This window comes from Aminobacter aganoensis, assembly GCF_014206975.1.
GTDB classification, from domain to species: Bacteria; Pseudomonadota; Alphaproteobacteria; order Rhizobiales; family Rhizobiaceae; genus Aminobacter; species Aminobacter aganoensis.
This window is the reverse complement of sequence record NZ_JACHOU010000005.1, coordinates 200,818-218,857: the sequence shown is the minus strand read 5'-3', so window position 1 is coordinate 218,857 and position 18,040 is coordinate 200,818. Positions and strand designations below refer to the sequence as shown.

At 66.0% G+C, this 18,040-nt stretch carries 18 protein-coding genes; 5 read left to right on the top strand and 13 right to left on the bottom strand.

Going from position 1 to position 18,040, the window contains the following annotated elements:
- Positions 1-91 precede the first annotated feature (91 nt).
- The gene (locus tag GGR00_RS13535; protein ID WP_184699693.1) at positions 92-3,235 is read left to right on the top strand and encodes an efflux RND transporter permease subunit; all 3,144 of its coding nucleotides are present in this window, start codon (positions 92-94) and stop codon (positions 3,233-3,235) included.
- 63 nt (positions 3,236-3,298) lie between these two features.
- On the opposite strand, the gene GGR00_RS13530 is transcribed toward GGR00_RS13535, so the two are convergent.
- Together GGR00_RS13530 and GGR00_RS13525 are read right to left on the bottom strand one after the other, a co-directional pair.
- Entirely contained in the window at positions 3,299-4,651 is a 1,353-nt protein-coding gene (locus GGR00_RS13530) for a serine hydrolase (protein ID WP_184699692.1), read from the bottom strand.
- Positions 4,652-4,758: 107 nt separating this feature from the next.
- The gene (locus tag GGR00_RS13525) at positions 4,759-5,964 is read right to left on the bottom strand and encodes a diaminopropionate ammonia-lyase (RefSeq protein WP_184699691.1); all 1,206 of its coding nucleotides are present in this window, start codon (positions 5,962-5,964) and stop codon (positions 4,759-4,761) included.
- 98 nt (positions 5,965-6,062) lie between these two features.
- Between GGR00_RS13525 and GGR00_RS13520 the strand changes: the two genes are divergently transcribed.
- Positions 6,063-6,548 carry an Lrp/AsnC family transcriptional regulator gene (locus GGR00_RS13520; RefSeq protein WP_184699690.1) on the top strand — a complete coding sequence of 162 codons (486 nt, stop codon included), beginning with the start codon at positions 6,063-6,065 and terminating at the stop codon, positions 6,546-6,548.
- A gap of 45 nt (positions 6,549-6,593) precedes the next feature.
- Here the strand turns inward: GGR00_RS13520 and GGR00_RS13515 are convergent, their stop codons facing one another.
- The 9 genes from GGR00_RS13515 to GGR00_RS13475 all read right to left on the bottom strand — a co-directional run bounded on the left by GGR00_RS13515 (position 6,594) and on the right by GGR00_RS13475 (position 13,707).
- The gene (locus tag GGR00_RS13515; protein WP_184699689.1) at positions 6,594-7,025 is read right to left on the bottom strand and encodes a VOC family protein; all 432 of its coding nucleotides are present in this window, start codon (positions 7,023-7,025) and stop codon (positions 6,594-6,596) included.
- 225 nt (positions 7,026-7,250) lie between these two features.
- Positions 7,251-7,574, bottom strand: a complete 324-nt coding sequence (locus tag GGR00_RS13510; protein WP_184699688.1) for a hypothetical protein — start codon at positions 7,572-7,574, stop codon at positions 7,251-7,253.
- A gap of 109 nt (positions 7,575-7,683) precedes the next feature.
- The gene (locus tag GGR00_RS13505; protein ID WP_055970403.1) at positions 7,684-7,947 is read right to left on the bottom strand and encodes a hypothetical protein; all 264 of its coding nucleotides are present in this window, start codon (positions 7,945-7,947) and stop codon (positions 7,684-7,686) included.
- 16 nt (positions 7,948-7,963) lie between these two features.
- On the bottom strand, positions 7,964-8,947 hold the full coding sequence (gene dapA / locus GGR00_RS13500) for a 4-hydroxy-tetrahydrodipicolinate synthase (protein WP_184699687.1): 984 nt from the start codon (positions 8,945-8,947) through the stop codon (positions 7,964-7,966).
- Entirely contained in the window at positions 8,937-9,356 is a 420-nt protein-coding gene (locus GGR00_RS13495; RefSeq protein WP_055970401.1) for a hypothetical protein, read from the bottom strand. The genes dapA and GGR00_RS13495 overlap by 11 nt, the downstream gene beginning before the upstream one ends.
- Before the next feature lie 118 nt (positions 9,357-9,474).
- On the bottom strand, positions 9,475-9,828 hold the full coding sequence (locus GGR00_RS13490; protein ID WP_055970399.1) for a type II toxin-antitoxin system PemK/MazF family toxin: 354 nt from the start codon (positions 9,826-9,828) through the stop codon (positions 9,475-9,477).
- Positions 9,825-10,049 (bottom strand): antitoxin MazE family protein, encoded by a 225-nt coding sequence (locus GGR00_RS13485; RefSeq protein ID WP_082496366.1) that lies wholly within the window; start codon positions 10,047-10,049, stop codon positions 9,825-9,827. Before GGR00_RS13485 ends, GGR00_RS13490 begins: the two co-directional genes overlap by 4 nt.
- Before the next feature lie 78 nt (positions 10,050-10,127).
- Entirely contained in the window at positions 10,128-13,181 is a 3,054-nt protein-coding gene (gene uvrB / locus GGR00_RS13480; protein ID WP_184699686.1) for an excinuclease ABC subunit UvrB, read from the bottom strand.
- Between the two features lie 109 nt (positions 13,182-13,290).
- Positions 13,291-13,707 carry an SH3 domain-containing protein gene (locus GGR00_RS13475; protein WP_055970395.1) on the bottom strand — a complete coding sequence of 139 codons (417 nt, stop codon included), beginning with the start codon at positions 13,705-13,707 and terminating at the stop codon, positions 13,291-13,293.
- 149 nt (positions 13,708-13,856) lie between these two features.
- Between GGR00_RS13475 and GGR00_RS13470 the strand changes: the two genes are divergently transcribed.
- The 3 genes from GGR00_RS13470 to GGR00_RS13460 all read left to right on the top strand — a co-directional run bounded on the left by GGR00_RS13470 (position 13,857) and on the right by GGR00_RS13460 (position 17,340).
- Positions 13,857-15,092 carry a glycosyltransferase family 4 protein gene (locus tag GGR00_RS13470; protein ID WP_246441363.1) on the top strand — a complete coding sequence of 412 codons (1,236 nt, stop codon included), beginning with the start codon at positions 13,857-13,859 and terminating at the stop codon, positions 15,090-15,092.
- A 76-nt stretch (positions 15,093-15,168) separates the two neighbouring features.
- A complete protein-coding gene (locus GGR00_RS13465; protein WP_343065551.1) occupies positions 15,169-16,233 on the top strand; it encodes a CapA family protein in 1,065 nt (354 codons plus the stop codon).
- Between the two features lie 156 nt (positions 16,234-16,389).
- On the top strand, positions 16,390-17,340 hold the full coding sequence (locus GGR00_RS13460) for a DUF3137 domain-containing protein (RefSeq protein WP_184699684.1): 951 nt from the start codon (positions 16,390-16,392) through the stop codon (positions 17,338-17,340).
- Between the two features lie 13 nt (positions 17,341-17,353).
- Here GGR00_RS13460 and GGR00_RS13455 read toward each other — a convergent pair whose 3' ends face one another.
- Positions 17,354-17,611, bottom strand: coding sequence for a SemiSWEET family sugar transporter (locus tag GGR00_RS13455; protein ID WP_055970388.1), 258 nt, complete (start codon positions 17,609-17,611; stop codon positions 17,354-17,356).
- 39 nt (positions 17,612-17,650) lie between these two features.
- On the bottom strand, positions 17,651-17,791 hold the full coding sequence (locus GGR00_RS13450; RefSeq protein WP_184699683.1) for a hypothetical protein: 141 nt from the start codon (positions 17,789-17,791) through the stop codon (positions 17,651-17,653).
- Positions 17,792-18,040 lie beyond the last annotated feature (249 nt).

Sequence of the window (18,040 nt, the reverse complement as noted above, 5' to 3'; positions counted from 1 at the left end):
CGATGGGGCCGCAGGACGCTGCAGAACCCTGAACCTGCGCATGTCCCGGTGCCGTTGACAGGCCGGTTTGCGCCAGCGTGGAACCACGGCCATGGAAAAGTCCAGCCAGGACAAGAAGCCCTTCAACCTGTCGCGCTGGGCGATCGGGCATCCGAGCATCGCGCGGTTCCTGTTCGGCCTGATCATCATCACCGGCGCGCTCGGGCTGATGCGCATGGGCCAGAGCGAGGATCCGGAATTCACCTTCCGCGTCATGGTGGTGCAGGCGATCTGGCCCGGCGCCTCGATCGAGGAGATGCAGGACCAGGTCGTTAACAAGATCGAGCGCAAGCTGCAGGAGACGCCGCATCTCGACTGGGTCAAGTCCTACACCCGCGCCGGCAGCGCCATCATCACCGTCCAGGTGAAGGGCGACACCGACACCGCCGAGGTCAAGGACGCTTTCTACCAGGTGCGCAAGAAGGTCGGCGACATCTCCTCCGAGCTGCCGCAGGGCCTGCTCGGGCCGTTCTTCAACGACGAGTTCGGCGATACCTTCATCACGCTGCATTCGATCGCCGGCGAGGGCTACAGCTATCCCGAGCTGAAGGCGTTCGCCATCAAGGCGCGCGACATGCTGCTGACGACGCCGGGCGTCGAGAAGGCGGTCATCATCGGCGACCAGCCGCAGCGCATCTACATCGACGTCTCCTCCAAGGCGCTGGCCGAACGCGGTCTGACGCTGAACGACGTGCGCAACACCATCGCCGGCCAGAACAACATCGATCCGGCGGGTGCCGTCGACACCGGCACGCATTCGGTGCGCATCTCGGTGGAGGGCGATCTTTCCAAGACAGCCGACATCCGCGAACTGCGCCTGCGCGCCGGAAACCAGATCACCCGGCTCGGCGACATCGCCACCGTGACCAGCGGCCTCGAGGATCCCTACCAGCGCAAGTTCCGCTACAACGGCCAGGACAGCGTCCAGGTCGGCGTGGTGATGGCCAAGGGCTTCAAGGTCACCGACGTCGGCCACGCCGTCGAGGAGACCTACAAGCGCTTCGAGGAATCGCTGCCCTACGGCGTCTCCGTCGACCAGATCTCCAACCAGCCGGAGGTCGTCACCGAGGCCATCGGCGAGTTCATGAAGGCGCTGGTCGAGGCGCTGCTGATCGTGCTCGTGGTGTCGTTCCTGTCGATCGGCTGGCGCTCCGGCTTGGTGATCGCGATCACCATCCCGCTGGTCCTCGCCGCCACCTTCGCCATCATGTACGAGCTTGGCATCGACCTGCAGCGCATCTCGCTCGGGGCGCTGATCATCGCGCTCGGGCTGCTTGTCGACGACGCCATGATCGTCGTCGAGATGATGGAACGAAAGCTCGAGGAAGGGCTGGTCAAGGTCGAGGCGGCGAGCTTCGCCTACACCTCGACGGCGTTTCCGATGCTGACCGGCACGCTGATCACCACCGCCGGCTTCATCCCCGTGGGCTTTGCCGAGTCGACGGCGGGCGAATATGTGCGCTCGCTGTTTTATGTCGTCGGCATCGCGCTGGTGATCTCGTGGCTCGTCGCGGTCTATTTCACGCCGTGGCTCGGCAACATGATCCTCAAGCAGCGCAAGCATGCCGGCAGCCATCATGACGCCTTCGACACCAGCTTCTACCGGCGCCTGCGCGCGACGGTCAGCTGGGCCGTGCGCCATCGCCTCATCGTGCTCGCCCTGACGCTGATGACGTTCTTCGGCAGCCTGTTTGCCTTCCAGTTCATCCCGCAGAACTTCTTCCCGCAGTCGTCGCGGCCGGAAATCCTGGTCGACCTGTGGCTGCCGGAAGGCACCAGCATCAAGGAAGTGGAGAAGCAGGCCGAGGCGCTGGAAGCGCGCATGATGGACGATCCGGACAAGAAGTTCATCGCCACCTATATCGGCGAGGGCGCGCCGCGCTTCTTCCTGCCGCTCGACCAACAGCTGCGCAATCCGAACTTCGCCCAGTTGCTGATCATGGCCAATGACGAGCCGGCGCGCGAAAGGCTGATCGTCAAGCTGCGCTGCATCCTGGCCGAGGACTTCCCCTCGATCCGCGGCAAGGTCGACCGCCTGTTCCTCGGGCCGCCGACGGGCTGGCCGGTGCAGTTGCGCGTCGTCGGCCCCGACCGGACCGAAGTGCGCCGCATCGCCGACGAGGTGAAGGCCAAGTTCGCGGCGACGCCACAGCTCGACGCCATCCATGACGACTGGCTGGAGCCGGTACCGGCGATGAAGCTGGTGATCGACCAGGACCGGGCGCGTGCGCTGGGCGTTTCCTCGCAGCGCATCCGCCAGATGCTGCAGGCGACGATGCAGGGCGCGCCGCTGGACGATTTCCGCGACGGCGAGGAGACGGTGTCGATCGTCGCCCGCGAGCCGGCGGCCAATCGCCAGCTGCTGTCGGCGGTCAACTCGGTCTACATCCCGACCGACTTCGGCGGCTTCGTGCCGGTGTCGCAGGTGGCCAAGGTGCTGCCCGTCATGGAGCAGGGCATCGAATGGCGGCGCGACCGCCTGCCGACGATCACGGTCAGGGCAACGCTGCCGGACGGCGTGCAGCCGAACGACGTCACGATGAAGCTGTTCAACGAGCTCAAGCCGCTGCGCGACAGCCTGGCGCCCGGCTACAAGGTCGAGATCCAGGGCGGCGCCGAGGATGCGGCCGAAAGCCAGGCCTCGATCGCCGCCAAGGCGCCGGTCATGCTGCTGGTCATCGTGCTTCTGCTGATGGTGCAGCTGCAGCACTTCGGCAAGGCGATGCTGGTGCTGGCGACCGGTCCGCTCGGCATCATCGGGGCGGCGGCGGCGCTGCTGATATCGGGCGCGCCCTTCGGCTTCGTCGCCATCCTCGGCGTGATCGCGCTGCTCGGCATCATCATCCGCAACTCGATCATCCTGGTCGACCAGATCGACCAGGACATCGCTGCCGGCATGGAGCGCTACGAGGCGATTATCGGGGCGGCGGTGCGGCGCTTCCGGCCGATCATGCTGACGGCGATGACGGCGGTGCTGGCGCTGATCCCGATCTCGCGCGGCGTGTTCTGGGGCCCGCTCGCCTACGCCATGATGGGCGGCATCCTGGTGGCGACCGTCCTGACCATCCTGGTGCTGCCGGCGGGGTATGCGCTGTTCTTCGGCCGCGAGCCTAAGCAGAAGCCGGCAGAGCCAGAGGGTGAGGATCAGGGCAATGTCGCCGAGATCGCCCACCGGCCGGCCCTGGCGGCGGAATAGGGCCAGTTACGCCAAGGCACAGAAAAGCCGCCCCTCGGGGCGGCTTTTTTGCATCACGGGCGGTCAGGCACGCGGTGCCGGCATGTCGCGGCCGTTCTGGTGCAGCGTCAGGCCTTTGGCCCGGCCGTCGGCGCCCGCCTCGAAGGTGATCTGGGCATCGACGATCTTGTAGAAGAAATGCACCTCGCTTTCCGGATAGACCTCGGCCTTGCCCTGGCCGGTCGCCTGCACGAACAGGCCGTCGTCTTCCCGCGTAACGGTCAGCACGAAGTCGGGGGCCAATGGGTACTCGCCGACATAACCGTCATAGATCGCCGGATCGACGGTCACGGCAACGCGCATCTTGGGCGGCTGGGCGAGCGGGTTGCCCGGATCGAGCAGGTGGGCGCCGATATCGTCGACGCCGACCTCGGTCGAGGTGTTAGACAGGGCAACGATACCCATGCCCTTGGCCGGCAGGAAGCCGAGGAAGGACCGAAAGCCGCCGGTGCCGCCATTGTGCCAGACCATCTGGTCGTCGCCGCTGCCGGAAATGACCCAGCCGAGCCCGGTCTCGTCGTTGCCGTGGCCGGTCGGACGGCGCGTCGCCAGGGTGGTGGCGAGCGCAGCGGACAGCGGCGAGGGGCGCGCACCGAGCAGCATCTCGAGAAAATTCAGCAGGTCGTTGGCTGTCGACAGAAGTGCGCCGGCACCGGCCAGCGTCGGCAGGTCCCAGCAGGAGACGGGGGCGAGCGTGTCGTCATGACCGTTGGCCAGCCGGTTCTTCATGTCGCCATGGACGGCATCCGCCGTCGACGACATGCCGAGCGGCGCAAGGATGCGCTCCCGCAGCAGGGACCCGTAGTCGGTGCTGGCGCGCAGCGCGAGCGCATGCCCCAGCAGGCCCATCGCAAGGTTCGAATATTCGAACTGGCTGCCGATGTCGCGGGGCAGGTCATAGCCGGACAGGAACGCGTAGAGCTGCTCGACGGTGTAGTCGGCATAGGGGTTTTCGGGGTCGGCGGGATCGAAGTTGTCGGGCAGGCGGGGCAGTCCCGACATATGCGTCGCCAGGTCGACAAGGGTGATCTGCCGGCCGCCGCGTTCCGGCACGGTGACGCCTGCCGGCAGCTGGCCGGCGACCGGATCGTCGAGGCGGACCTCGCCGCGCCCGGCCATGTCGGCGAGCAGCAGCGTGGTGAACACCTTGGTGATCGAGCCGATCTCGAAGACGGTGTCGCCGTCGACCGGCCGGGCATGGAAGGCGCCGAATTGGCCATGGGCAATGACGCGGCGCCCCGCCGCGCCGAAGGTGCCGACGACGATGCCGAGGCTCTGGCGCTGCTGGTCGATGCGCTCGGCGAGGATGCGCCTGATCTCGGCATCGGATGGAAACTGCGCGCCGGACGAAGCTTCCACGGGAACAGAGACGGTCATTGGTGGCCTCATGTCAGGTGCGGATGTCGGCTGATACGGTCCGGACATTACACCAGCATGGCGGGGATTGGCTCACCTTCTCCCGCCACGGGGGCAGGTGAGGTCCGTCACTTGCCCTCGATGGCGACGCTGGCGAGGTCGGCAGGCGGCAGGCCGACGAGTTCACGGTAGCGGTCGGGGTCGGTGGCGCCTTCGGTGACCACCAGCAGCACGCGCGATGTGGCATCGAGGCAGATCATGGCGCGCATTTCCGGGTCGCGCGCGGCGGTGAACAGGCCGGCCAGGCCGGCGCCACCGCTTTCGCCCGCGACCACCACCGGGTCGTGGCCGAGCGGACGGGCCAGGCGGTTCATGACCTCGACAGCGGTTTCGTCCTCGACGGTCATGAAGGCGTCGGCGACACGCGACAGGATGCGCCAGGCAAGCGGCGAGGGCTCGTAGCATTCGAGCATCGCCATGACCGTCGGCTCGCCATGGGCGAGCTTGACCGGCCGGCCGGTGCGCGCGGTCTCGAAGATGCAGGCGGCGCGGGCCGGATCGACGACGACGAAGGTCGGGCGCTTTTCGCCGAAGCGGATCGAAAGGTAGGCGGCGGCCGCAGCAGCAATGCCGCCGACGCCGGACTGGACGAAGACATGGGTCGGCGGCTGTGGCAGCTTTTCCAGCGCCTCGCGCATGATCGCCGTGTAGCCCTGCATGACCAGGCCGGGGATGTGCTCGTAGCCGGGCCACGACGTGTCGGATACGACGGTCCAGCCTCTTTCGGCGCAGACCCTTGCCGCCTCGGCGACCGAATCGTCATAGGTGCCGGCGACACGCACCATCTCGGCGCCGTAGCGGGTGATGGCGGCTACACGCGCGTCGCTGACGCCGCCATGGACGAAGATCACCGAACGGGCGCCGACCAGCTGCGCCCCTTGCGCGACCGAGCGGCCATGGTTGCCGTCTGTGGCGCAGCCGAAAGTCATGGAGGCTGAGATTTTCGCCACCTCCGGGTTGTGCAGGTCGTCCATGCCCACCGTGCGGCCGAGCTGCCTTTGCGCCTCCTCCAGCACCAGGCGGATGACAGCATAGGCACCGCCGAGCGCCTTGAAGCTGCCGAGGCCGAGGCGATAGCCTTCGTCCTTGAGATGGATGGCGCCAAGGCCGAGCTGATCCGCAAGAGCCGGCAGCGACCGCAGCGGCGTCGGCTTGTGGTTCGGTCGGTGCGACAGGAAGCGCTCGACGGCCTCGGCAGCTTCGATGCCGAGGGTTTCAGCGTCGGTCGGCTCGAGCGGCGTGCCGTAGTCGGGATGCTGGTTGCGGATAAGCATGGTCGGTGACTCCTCGTTCGGCGCATTTATATTGCAGCGTCGGCGAGAAAAGCGCTCTATTCCGGCTCAGTTGGCGCAAGTTTGTATCGCGAGGGGGCATGAACAGGCAGGCAACGCCAAGTGGCGGTCTCGACGACTTCGATTTGAAGATCCTGGCCATTCTCCAACGCGACAATGCCACGCCGCAGCGCGAGATCGGCAAGGCGGTCAACCTGTCGGCGCCGGCGGTGCAGCGACGCATCAGGCGGATGGAGGAAAGCGGGGTCATTGCCGCCAATGTCGCTGTGGTCGACCCCGACAAGGTCGGGCGGCCGATCACCGTCATCGTCGAGATCGCGGTGGAGAGCGAGCGCGTCGACCTGCTCGATGCGGCAAAGGCGAGCTTCGCCGCCGCTCCCGAGGTGCAGCAGTGCTACTACGTCACCGGCGAGGCCGATTTCGTGCTGGTGGTCACGGTTGCAAGCATGGCCGAATACGAGGCGCTGACGCGGCGGCTGTTCTTCGCCAATCCCAACATCAGGCGGTTCCGCACGCTGGTGGCGATGGACAGGGTCAAGGCCGGGCTGACCGTGCCGCTGGCGTGAAAGCCCGCCCGCCGGGGCGGACGGGCCTCGCAGCTTTCGGGGCTGCTATTTCTTGACCGGCGCGTTCATCGCCCAGGCAACGCCGAAGGGGTCGCGCAACTGGCCCCAGCGGTCGCCCCAGAACATCACGTCGAGCGGCACCACGACCTCGCAGCCGGCGTCGACAGCGCGTTTCCACCAGGCGTCGATGTCGTCGCCGAGGATGAGCTGCATGGTATAGCCCTGCGCCTTCTCGTGGGGGTGGCCGTGCTCGGGGTAGGCGTCGCAGAGCATCATCGACGAGCCGTTGACGTAGAGGTGGATGTGCATCGTCCGGCCCTGCTCGTCCGGCGGGATGGCGAAGGCCGTCTCTGCGCCGAAGGCGCGCTCGTAAAACTTGGCCGCCTTGTTGGCGCCGTCGACTTCGAGGTAAGCGATCAGGCCGCCGAGTACCGGCGGGGCGGACTGCTGGGCGTTCTGTGCAGTGCTGTCGGGCATGTCTGTCTCCGTTCGTTGATGGCCGCTGCAGCCAGCGAAAGCGCGCGACGCGGCTGTTCAGGCATCGAACCGGGTGCGTGTCGCCCACGGCGGATCGATGCCCTGTATTGAAGACGAACGAAGCCGGTCGGAACCGACATCTCGGCCCGACATTTTTTGCGCTTCATCGGAACGTTGCGCCGGCGCGTCGAGCGCCGGAGCGCCGAGGCAGAGTTGCGCACAAGGTCAGTTCGAGGAATTCGAGTTGGAATTGCTCGACGAACTGGTGCTCGTCGAGGTGCTGGTCGACGAGCTGGTGCCGGAGTTGCTCTGGGAATCGCTGTCGGTGGTGCAACTGCCGTTGGAGCAGCTCCTGGAGCGCGAGCTCGACTTGCTGGTCGATTTGGAGACCGTCACCGACCTGCTGCCGATCAGGATCGGCGCGCCGGAAGCGGCAGCCGGCGTCATGGCTGGGCCCGGCCCGGCAAGCGGTCCGGCCTGGGCGGCGGAGACGGTGAGGGCCGTGCCTGCGAAAATCGCGGCCGCGGCGAAGCGCTGGAACCTTGCCATTGCAGATGCTCCTTTGCGTGGCACCAAAACGCCATTTGAACATGGCGCGGCTGGCCGCGTGAATTCGTCAATTGGAGCTAGACGAGTCCGAACGGCCACGGCGCCACGTCTAGTGGCGGTCGCCGCGAGCGGTCGCGCCGTGGCCCGAAAGCGGGTTGAGATCGAGCGTGACGTCGATGGGCGCGCAGAAGACAGCGCCGGGCAGATGGTCGCTTTCGGCCAGCGCGAAACGGACCGCCGCTTCCTTGTCGGCAAAGATGCCGCCGACCAGTCCCTGCTCGTCGCTGACCACCCAATGGCCCTGGGGATCGCGGCCGACCATGAAGCGATGCGGCGTGGGGACGGGATGGATGTCGCGAGCCAGTGTGCCCATGATGTCTTGCCTTTCTTCAGATGCGGGTGCGCTGACTGCCGCCTGTGACAGCCGCCGGGCCCATCGTGCCGGCTGCCCGGGCGGCGCCGGAGATGCCTTCCGTCCAACGGCCGTCGAACGCCTGCAAGGCGTCGCCGATCGCCGAGGCCGTCTCCAGTTCGACCTCGACCAGCGGCAGGCGGACGTCGGGCCGCGTGCGGCCAAGGAGATGGAGCGCATGTTTGACGGGCACAGGATTGGTTTCGAGTTCGAGCGCGGCGATGAGCGGGCGCAGGCAGTTGTGGAGAGAACGCGCCGCATGAGGGTCGCCGCGCCGGCAGGCCGCGTGCATCTCGGCGCAAAGGCGAGGCGCGATGTTGGCGACGACCGAGATGGTGCCGTTGCCGCCCATGGTGTTGTAGCCAAAAGCGGTGGCATCGTGCCCCGACAGCCAGATGAACCGGTCGCCATGGCAACGGGCAAGCGTCATGATGCGCGACAGATCGCCGGTGGCGTCCTTGAATCCGACGATGCCGGGGATCGCCGCCAGTCGTTCGATGGTGGCGGGCGCGAGGTCGACGCCGGTGCGCGAGGGGACGTTGCAGACGAGGATCGGCAGTTCGACCTTGGCGGCAACAGTCTCGAAATGCCTGACCATGCCGGACTGGCTCGGCTTGTTGTAGTAGGGCGTGACGACGAGGGCGGCGTCGGCGCCGAAGTCGCGGGCGGCGGCGGTAAAGGCAATGGTCGATTCCGTGCTGTTGGTACCGGTGCCGACGATCACCGGCACGCGCCCGGCGGCGACCTGGACCGTCTTGCGAATGACCAGGATGCGCTCGTGCCAGGACAAGGTCGGGGCCTCGCCCGTCGTTCCGCAGACGACAAGGCCGTCGATGCCTTCGGCGATCTGCCAATCGACGAGGGCTGCGAGGCTCTTGAGGTCGACTTCGCCGTCCCGGAACGGTGTGACGAGGGCGGTGAGAGCGCCCGAGATGCGTGCGCGGATCGGGTCAATGGTCATGGCGATGGACCTCGTTGGCGTGGCGCGTGGGGTTGATCCTGCGGCGGCCGGGCGCGCGGCGAGACGGGAAGGTCAGAAGCAGCGAGGCAAGCATCGCCGCCGCGAGATCGGCATGTTCGGCCTTGCGGGAGCGTCGGCCGGACACGACGCGGGCCGAGCAGATCCAGCGCTCTCCGTGTGCGGAGGCCTGGAGCAGGCGCGGTGGGATGGCCGTCGCTGCGAGATGCAGCACGGCATCGACCAGTGCATCGGCCTCCATCAGGACCCGGAATTTCCGGTATCGGGGTTGCGACCTGTCGCCGGAACGGTCGAGGCCGACAATCTCGGCCGCGTCCCAGACATGGTGCTCGCGGAGAACCCTGATCTCGGCAAGACGGCCGACCAGCGCGTTGGATGTTTCCGGCTTCATGATGACAAACAGATAGTCCGCCGCCGCGTCGGAATTCGAGAGCAGGATCAGGCCGATGTTATAGGAATGTCATAGGGGCGGGGCGTCAGCAGAACGGCGATCTGTTGGCCGTGAGTTCTCAAGGCTCTTGTGTCGGCCGCGGGGAAGCCACCAGCCCGAGGAATACGAGGGCGGCCCGATTGAGACGCAAGATATCCTCGTCGTTCAACCGCCCGACATGCGCCCCTAACTTGGATTTTGGCACGGTCGTGATCTTGTCGACCATCAGTCGCGAGGCAATGCGGAGACCGTTCTGCTCGCTCGGTACGATGAGCAAGCGGAACAAGGGGGCGTCAGTCGGATCCGTTGTAAACGCACAAACGGTAATGGATTCGGTTGCATCGAAATTGTCGTCTTGAACGATGACAACTGGACGTGGCTTGCTTGCGTAGTCTTTGCCGCCTGAGACAATCCAGATGTCACCGCGCCTCATTCCTCATCCCATTCAGAGATGGAATCGATGAAGGCCTGGTCGTCGAAGGCATCGACGCCAGCTGCTACCGCCAGCGACTGGCGATGCGCCTCAGGCCGGAAAGAGGGCGCACGCGTGTCCGGTACCCATATCTGGATGGGACGCAAACCTTGCCGACGCAGGCGTTCACGGTGCTCTCGCACCTTCTCGCGGGATGGCTTTGGGGACGATGCGGGCGGCATGCCAAACCTCTCTGGTTACATGTAACCTACCGCATTTCCGTCCGATCGGCCAGTCAGCAGTCAAGCTGCAGCCAGGGTCTACTGTCCCGGCCGTCCCGATTTGCCCGGCTTCTTCCTTGTCCGCGCGGCCTCTGCGGGATCTTCGTAGGACCCCGCGCCGATCTTGGCGCGCTTGATCGGCTTGACGCCTTCGACCGGCTTTTCGGTGCGGCGCACCGTCATCTCGTCGAGGTCGTTCTTGCGGAACAGCGATTTGCCGTCGTCGGGAACGCCGTAGTCGGAACCATGGGCTTCGGCGGCCGACTGCTTCTTGAACAGCGAGCGCGAGACCGCGCCTGCCGGCGTCGTCATGTCGGTGCCCGGGCCCATGTCGTCGATATGGGGCTTGGCAAACAGCGACTTGCCGGCGGGCTTGGTGCCGTCGGCGCCCATTTCGTCGAGGTCCGGCTTGCGGAACATGTTGGGCCGGGCGGCCTTGGCAGCCTCTTCGGCGGCACGCGCCTCGTCGAGCTTGCGGAAGCGCTCCTGCTCCTCGGCCGTGCGGTGCTTGGCCACGCCCTTGTTGTGCTTGCCCTTCTCGCGGCCCGACGCCGGGCTTTCCATGTCGGCATATTTTGACATCGGGTCGTCCGAGATGGCCAGTTCCATCTCGCGCAGGCGCTTGATCTCGTCGCGGATGCGGGCTGCCTTCTCGAAATCGAGATCGGTGGCGGCGTTGCGCATCTGCTTGTCCAGCGCATCGAGATGCGCCTTGAGATTGTTGCCCATCATCGCACCGGCATTATCGGTGAACTGCGAGATGTCGGCGCGGACGTGGTCCTTCTCGTAGACGGATTCGAGGATGTCGGAGATGCGCGACTTGACGCTTTCCGGGGTGATGCCGTTGGCCTCGTTCCACACCATCTGCTTTTCGCGGCGGCGCGTCGTCTCGGCCATGGCGCGTTCCATCGAGCCGGTGATCTGGTCGGCGTAGAGGATGACCTTGCCGTCGACGTTGCGCGCCGCACGGCCGATGGTCTGGATCAGCGACGTCTCGGAACGCAGGAAACCTTCCTTGTCGGCATCGAGGATGGCGACGAAACCGCATTCGGGAATGTCGAGGCCTTCGCGCAGGAGGTTGATGCCGACCAGCACGTCGAAGGCGCCGAGGCGCAGGTCGCGCAGAATCTCGATGCGCTCCAGCGTATCGATGTCGGAGTGCATGTAGCGGACCCGGACGCCGTGCTCGTGCAGGTATTCGGTCAGGTCCTCGGCCATGCGCTTGGTCAGCACCGTGACCAGCGTACGGTAGCCGGCCTGGGTGGTGGCGCGGATCTCGCCGACGACGTCGTCGACCTGGGTTTTCGCCGGACGGACCTCGACGGGCGGGTCGATCAGGCCGGTCGGGCGGATGACCTGTTCGGCGAACACGCCGCCGGCCTCTTCCATCTCCCAATTGCCTGGGGTCGCCGAGACCGCGACCGAAAGCGGGCGCATGGCGTCCCATTCCTCGAAGCGCAGCGGCCGGTTGTCCATGCAGGAGGGCAGGCGGAAGCCGTATTCGGCCAGCGTCGCCTTGCGCCTGAAGTCGCCCCGGTACATGCCGCCGATCTGCGGCACGGTGACATGGCTTTCGTCGATGAAGACCAGAGCGTTGTCGGGGATGTATTCGAACAGCGTCGGCGGCGGATCGCCGGGGCGGCGCCCGGTGAGATAGCGCGAATAGTTTTCGATGCCGGCGCAGGAGCCGGTGGCTTCCAGCATCTCGAGGTCGAAGCGGGTGCGCTGCTCCAGCCGCTGGGCCTCGAGCAGGCGTCCAGCCTTTTCAAGTTCTTGCAGGCGGTGCTGCAGCTCTTCCTTGATCGACTTGATGGCCTGATTCAAGGTCGGGCGCGGCGTCACATAGTGCGAGTTGGCGTAGATTTTTACGCTCTTCAGGTCGCCGGTCTTTTGTCCGGTGAGCGGATCGAACTCGGTGATCTGCTCGATTTCGTCGCCGAACAGCGAAATGCGCCAGGCCGAGTCTTCCAGGTGGGCCGGGAAGATTTCGATGGTGTCGCCGCGGACGCGGAACGAGCCGCGGACGAAGTTGATGTCCTGGCGCTTGTATTGCTGGGCGACGAGGTCGGCGAGCAGCTGGCGTTGGTCGAGCCGGTCGCCGACCGCCATCTGGAAGGTCATCGCCGTATAGGTTTCGACCGAGCCGATACCGTAGATGCAGGAGACCGAGGCGACGATGATGACGTCGTCGCGTTCGAGCAGCGAGCGCGTCGCCGAGTGGCGCATGCGGTCGATCTGCTCGTTGATTGTCGATTCCTTCTCGATATAGGTATCGGTGCGTGGGACGTAGGCTTCCGGCTGGTAGTAGTCGTAGTAGGAGACGAAATACTCCACGGCGTTGTCGGGGAAGAACTTCTTGAACTCGGAATAGAGCTGGGCGGCCAGCGTCTTGTTGGGCGCCAGGATCAGCGCCGGGCGCTGCGTCTGCTCGATCACCTTGGCCATGGTGAAGGTCTTGCCCGAGCCGGTGACGCCGAGCAGCACCTGGGTGCGCTCGGTCGAATTGACGCCCTCGACGAGGTCCTTGATGGCGGTCGGCTGGTCGCCGGCCGGTTCGAATTCCGACTGCATGACGATTTGGATGCCGCCTTCCGACTTTTCCGGCCGGGCAGGACGGTGGGGAACCCAGATCTCGCCGCCCTTGTGCAGCGGGTTGCCGCTCTCGATCAGCGCTGAAAGGGCCGCCACCGTCGCGGTGACGCCGGAATTGGACAGCGAGGCTGCGTCCTCGAGGGAGATGTCGAGGCCGGCGACCGGATTGAGGCCGGCGGCGGCGCGATCCTTGGCCGAAGCGGCGCCGCCCATCGAGGTGCCGCGCGACGAGCGTGTGGGGGCGGAGCTCTTTTCGGGAATCTTCTTGGCCTTTGGCTGCGGCTTCTCCGCCTCGCGGGCGATCTCCTCGGCCCAGTCGGAAATCGACCCGGACAGCGGCGCACCGGAAAGCTCGGCCTGCGGCGCTTCGCCGAAGCCGGGACGATGCAGCGGTTCGGACGCGTGCAGAAAATCGGTCACGCCATTGCCGCCGCGCTTGCGCGGAGCGGCACGATCGTCGGCTCCCGAGGCGGGCGATTTCTTGTCAGCAGATTTGGCCATTGCACGAATATGGGCAGAGTCCGCGGAAATGGAAAGGGCACGGGCGCCGGAATGCCGGACCGGCGACCGCGACCTCTCGTGCTCCTGACATCAGGCTGTCAGGAAGTCGTCAGCGCGGGCAGGGGAAGCCTGGGGCGATCTTGCAATGGGCGCCAGGCGGGCGAGGCCTTGGCGGCCGTGGCTTGGGAGGCCGGTTCCAGTGCGGTGGTCGGTAATGCGGCGGCCGCACGACGATGGTCGGCGCCACCACGACCGCCGGCGGGCGGCCGACATAGTCGGAGAGGTAATTGGCCGAGACCCAGCCTCTCAGCCGGGACCCGTAGACGTTGCACCAGTTGCCCTCGCAGCCGCGCAGGTCGACGCGGGTGCCTTCGTCGAGCATGCCGATCCTGGCATAGCCGGTGCCGGGGCCGCTGCGCACATTGACGTTGCCGGTGGTGTAGGCGTCGGCGGCGAGCGCCGCTGCCGGCAGTGCCGTCATCGCGGCCAGAATGGCGCCGGTGGCAGCAAGTCTTCGAAATATCATGGGCAGCCCTCCAGACCGAAATTCATTTCGAACGACCCAAACTACATTCTGTGTTGCCGCATGCCAGTATACTGGTGCGTTTATCCTTTATGCCTGGGCAATAGGCATGAGGCGCCGGGCGCGACGCCTGCCGGGCGCAGTCACGGCGGTTGCGCTGCCGCACTTGCCGTTGCGTCAATTGGCCGATATGGCGTCCGGCCAGCCATCTGCAAACCAAGGGCGTCGATCTTCGTGGTCACCGACACGCATCTGTCCGCAAGCACAGCACCCACGGAAATGCACCGATGAGGATCACACATCTGGTGACTCATGCCGGGCTGAACGGCGTCGCGACCAGTTCGAAGACGCTGATCCAGGCGCAACTCGATGCCGGCCATGACGTGATGCTGGTGCATTCGCAGAACTCGTGGATCGAACGTCAGAAGTTCGACGGCCCGCTCGAGAAGATGGGCTCGGGCTTTGCCACCGCTCCGGCCGAACTGCGCCGTGTCGGCTACGCCGCGCGCGACTGGGGCGTGGACGTGGTCCATACCCATGGCAGCCGGGGCAACAAGTTCGGCCTGGTGTTCCGGTGCGCCGCCGGCACGCCCATCGTCATGACCGCGCATACCCGCCAGTTCCAGCTGCCGTGGCTGTTTGCCCATGCGGTGATCGCGCCGAGCCAGCAGACCGCCGACTACTATCTGTCGCACTGGCTGGTGCGGCGGCGGAACATGCATCTGGTGCGACATATGTTCGACGTCGGCACGGTGGAGGCGGCCACCCCAGCGAGCCAAAGCGCCGCGCGGGCGAAGCTGGGGCTCAAGCCTTCATCCTTCGTCATTGGTTCGGTCGGCGAGATCGACGCGCGCAAGAACCAGATCGACATGGTGCGGATGCTCAAAGGCCTGGTCGGGCGAGGCATCGATGCCGAACTGCTGCTCGTCGGCAGCACGCGCCACATCGCCGGTGATGCGGAATGGAGCGCTGCCACCGCCGATCCACAGATCCAGGGCCGCCTGCATATGTCCGGCGAACGGCAGGATGCGACCCGGCTGCTGCACGCGATCGACGTCTATCTCTGCACGTCGAAGATGGAGGAGGGCCCGATCGCCACGCTGGAGGCGATGGCCAGTGCGTTGCCGGTGCTGTCCGTGGATGTCGGCTACTCCGCGGCATTGCTGCGCAACGGCGTCAATGGCTGGGTCTTCTCGCATGGCGAAAGGGAACGCATGACCGAAACCGCGTCCATGCTTGCCGGCGACGCGGCATTGCGCCGGACCGTCGGGATTGCCGCCAGGCAGACCATCGCCGACCATCTGGCGCCGCAGGCGATTGTGCCGGAAATAGACACGGTCTATCGCCAGGCCATCGAACGCGCGGGAAAGAAGCCTCCGCAAAAATAGCCGGGGGCAGCGGCGTCGCGCCAGCCGCGCGCAATGATTTGCTGGTAGGGTGCCTGCGACCAATTTCGGGCGACGCGTGTCCAGCAATTACCCTTTCTCCTACAAGCTTTCCTGGCCGGCCCGGTTTCTCAAGCCGTCGCTGCGCGGCGGTGTATCGGCGCCTGCGCCTGCCGAGGCGGCGCTGTTGCCCAGGCCGGAAAAGAGCGTGCGGCTGGCGTTCGTCGGCGATATCTCGGCCGTCGCCAACAGGCAGCCACCCGCCTGCGATGGAGACTTGAACGCGCTGCTCGCTTCCGCCGACCTCGTGGTCGGCAATTGCGAAAGCCCCCTCGTCGCGCGGCCGAGCGCCCGGTTCGGCACCCGGATCGGCACGCACCACGCCATGACACGCACGTTCCTGGCCGGCGCGCTTGAGGCGACCGGGATCGCGCCGGGGCGGCTGGTGCTGTCCCTCGCCAACAACCACGTGCTCGACCAGGGGATCACAGGCTTTGACGAGACTCTGTCGGCCCTGGCCGCACTCGGCATCGCGACGATCGGCACGTCGACCGCCGTGACCAGGGTGGGCGTCGGGCCGTTGACGCTCGGTCTTGTCGCGTTCACGCAATGGCGCAACGCCGCTGCTGCGGATTTTGCCGGTCGGGTGGCGATGACGGAGGATTTTTTCGCCGGCAGCCGCGATGGACTGCCGGGCGCGCAAGAGGTCGACCTGATGTGCGCGGTGCCGCATTGGGACTGGGAGTTCCGGCATTTTCCGCGCGACCAAACACAGGCCTGGGCGCAACGGCTGGCCGAGTTCGGCGTCGGGCTGGTGGCCGGGCATCATGCCCATGTCGTGCAGCCGATGGCCAAGGTCGGCCAAACCCTCGTCGCCTACGGGCTGGGCGACTTTCTCGGCACCGCATTCGCGCGCCAGCCCTGGCCGGGGCGGGTCGGAGCGATCCTCGTTGCCGATGTCAGTGCCGATGCCGCGACGCGCGGCCGGATCGCCAGCTACCGGCTCGTGCCCTTCATGCGGCTGCGCGACGGAGACCGGGAGCGGCTGGTGCCGCTGGACAAGGTCCAAGGCCCACCCGGCGAACGGGCACGAGGACGCTGGGCTGCGGTCTGCGGCGATGGCCGAACGGGGCTCACAAGCTGATTCCGCTCGTCGCGCCATCTCCTTGTTTCCACCGCGACATTTGCCGAAAAGCCGCTATCATTCCGCAAGCCGCCGGGTAGCCACGCAGCCGGCGCATCGAAATGCGGCGTCGCTTGCGTCTGGCGGGATTTGGCGAGTCGCTGCTTGGGGGCACTTATGAGCGCAGCCGGTTTCATGCCCGACGAAGCTGTCATCGCCGGCATCAGGCGGGACATCGACGCCTACGAGGCGCGGCGCAAGGCCGCCAAACGCTCGGTGCTGTGGCGCGTGCCGCTGTTCCTCGGCCTGCTGGTGCTGGCAGTCGCCGTGCTCGCGGTCGTGTTCAATCTTGCCGCCGACCCCGCCGAGGTCTGGGTGTCGACGCCGCATCTCTATCTCTACGCGGTTGCCTTCCTCGCCTCGTTCTTCGTCTATTTCCGCGCGGCGAAGCCGGCAGGCGACCTGCAGGCGTCGTTGCGCGAAAAGCTTCTGCCGATCGCGTTCGGGTTCGTCGGCGACATGCGGCTGGCGAAGGGCGAGACGCCCCGGAGCTTCGGGCGGCTGCCACGCGAGACCATCGGCGACTACGACGACAGCCATTTCGACGACATCGTTTCGGGCACGTATGAGGGCTTTTCGTTCGAGCTCTACGAGACAGCCCTGTCGCGCCGGGTGGAAAAGTCCGACGTCAGCCTGTTCGACGGCATCATTGTGGCGTTCGACATGGCAAAGCCGTTTCCGGGCACGCTGGTGGCGACGCTGAAGACCAACACGGTGATGGGCTTCTTCCGCGAGATGTTCGGCGGCGGGCTGCAGGAAATCGCCTCAGGGGGCGAACTCGACAAGGCCTATGACTTTCGCACCGACAACGTCGAGGCGGCCAAGCCGCTGGTTTCGGGACAGATGGCGCAGGCGCTGGACTGGCTCAAGGAGGCCTGGCCGGGCGAGCCGGCGCGGATCGCGCTCGTCGAGGGCGACGGCTTCCTGCTCCTGCCGCACAAGAAGGAGTTCTTCGAGCTGCCGGCCTCGACTGTCGCACTCGACTACAAGGCCCATGTCGAGCCGATGATCGCCGACATGGCGACGATCCTGGCGACCGCCGCGCTGGTGCGCAAGATCGGTGCCTGAGCCCTCGCCCGCGTTAGCCGAAGCGCAGCTTCAGCCCGACGATGGCGAGGATGAAGACCAGCGTGATCGAGTTGGACAGGATCACCGGCAGCGAGCCGAGCGCCACGCCATAGACGATCCACAGCGATATGCCGGTGGCGAGCGCCGCGTTGGTGCCGAGCGAGATGTCGCTCGTCTTGCGTTCGCGCAGGATCTTCATGATCTGCGGAAGCCAGGCAAGCGTGGTCAGGATGGCGGCGGTGGCGCCGACGATTTCGAACAGGGGGTTCAAGGCGGGAGCTTTCGAAAAGCACAAGATGCGCTGCCCAAGCTATGCCAGATCGGCGGGCGGCTGTGAAGCGGAGGCGCCGGGCTGGCCCAACGAAACGGCGGTGCAAAACGTCGCGGCGGTTTCGTCCATGGCGATGGATTTTTCGGTGTTTTGTGATCGGCCGTCGGACAATCCGGCCATGGGATGGCCCTGCGATGACGCTGATGTGACGGTCTCCACGCCATGGCCATCAAGGCGATGCGTGCTGATGCGAGGACAACAAATCACCTGAAACAACGCAGGCTGCCGTCGAATATGGCGGAAATAAGCCGCTGATTCTATTCGGTAATTTCACGCAACGTGATTTGCGTCCGGCCGGCCCCGCGGTCAATCTCCAGGTCGTTCGGCGGGCATTGCTGAGAGGGTGAAGCCCGCGAGGACGAGACAGAA

Excerpts from the sequence above, each read along its gene's own strand:
- GGR00_RS13475 (WP_055970395.1), bottom strand. The coding sequence starts at position 13,707 with ATGATATTTCGAAGACTTGCTGCCACCGGCGCCATTCTGGCCGCGATG.
- GGR00_RS13520 (WP_184699690.1), top strand. The coding sequence starts at position 6,063 with ATGAACAGGCAGGCAACGCCAAGTGGCGGTCTCGACGACTTCGATTTG.
- GGR00_RS13485 (WP_082496366.1), bottom strand. The coding sequence starts at position 10,049 with ATGCCGCCCGCATCGTCCCCAAAGCCATCCCGCGAGAAGGTGCGAGAG.
- GGR00_RS13510 (WP_184699688.1), bottom strand. The coding sequence starts at position 7,574 with ATGGCAAGGTTCCAGCGCTTCGCCGCGGCCGCGATTTTCGCAGGCACG.
- GGR00_RS13505 (WP_055970403.1), bottom strand. The coding sequence starts at position 7,947 with ATGGGCACACTGGCTCGCGACATCCATCCCGTCCCCACGCCGCATCGC.
- GGR00_RS13515 (WP_184699689.1), bottom strand. The coding sequence starts at position 7,025 with ATGCCCGACAGCACTGCACAGAACGCCCAGCAGTCCGCCCCGCCGGTA.
- GGR00_RS13530 (WP_184699692.1), bottom strand. The coding sequence starts at position 4,651 with ATGACCGTCTCTGTTCCCGTGGAAGCTTCGTCCGGCGCGCAGTTTCCA.
- uvrB (WP_184699686.1), bottom strand. The coding sequence starts at position 13,181 with ATGGCCAAATCTGCTGACAAGAAATCGCCCGCCTCGGGAGCCGACGAT.
- dapA (WP_184699687.1), bottom strand. The coding sequence starts at position 8,947 with ATGACCATTGACCCGATCCGCGCACGCATCTCGGGCGCTCTCACCGCC.
- GGR00_RS13460 (WP_184699684.1), top strand. The coding sequence starts at position 16,390 with ATGAGCGCAGCCGGTTTCATGCCCGACGAAGCTGTCATCGCCGGCATC.
- GGR00_RS13450 (WP_184699683.1), bottom strand. The coding sequence starts at position 17,791 with ATGGCCGGATTGTCCGACGGCCGATCACAAAACACCGAAAAATCCATC.
- GGR00_RS13490 (WP_055970399.1), bottom strand. The coding sequence starts at position 9,828 with ATGAGGCGCGGTGACATCTGGATTGTCTCAGGCGGCAAAGACTACGCA.
- GGR00_RS13535 (WP_184699693.1), top strand. The coding sequence starts at position 92 with ATGGAAAAGTCCAGCCAGGACAAGAAGCCCTTCAACCTGTCGCGCTGG.
- GGR00_RS13525 (WP_184699691.1), bottom strand. The coding sequence starts at position 5,964 with ATGCTTATCCGCAACCAGCATCCCGACTACGGCACGCCGCTCGAGCCG.
- GGR00_RS13495 (WP_055970401.1), bottom strand. The coding sequence starts at position 9,356 with ATGAAGCCGGAAACATCCAACGCGCTGGTCGGCCGTCTTGCCGAGATC.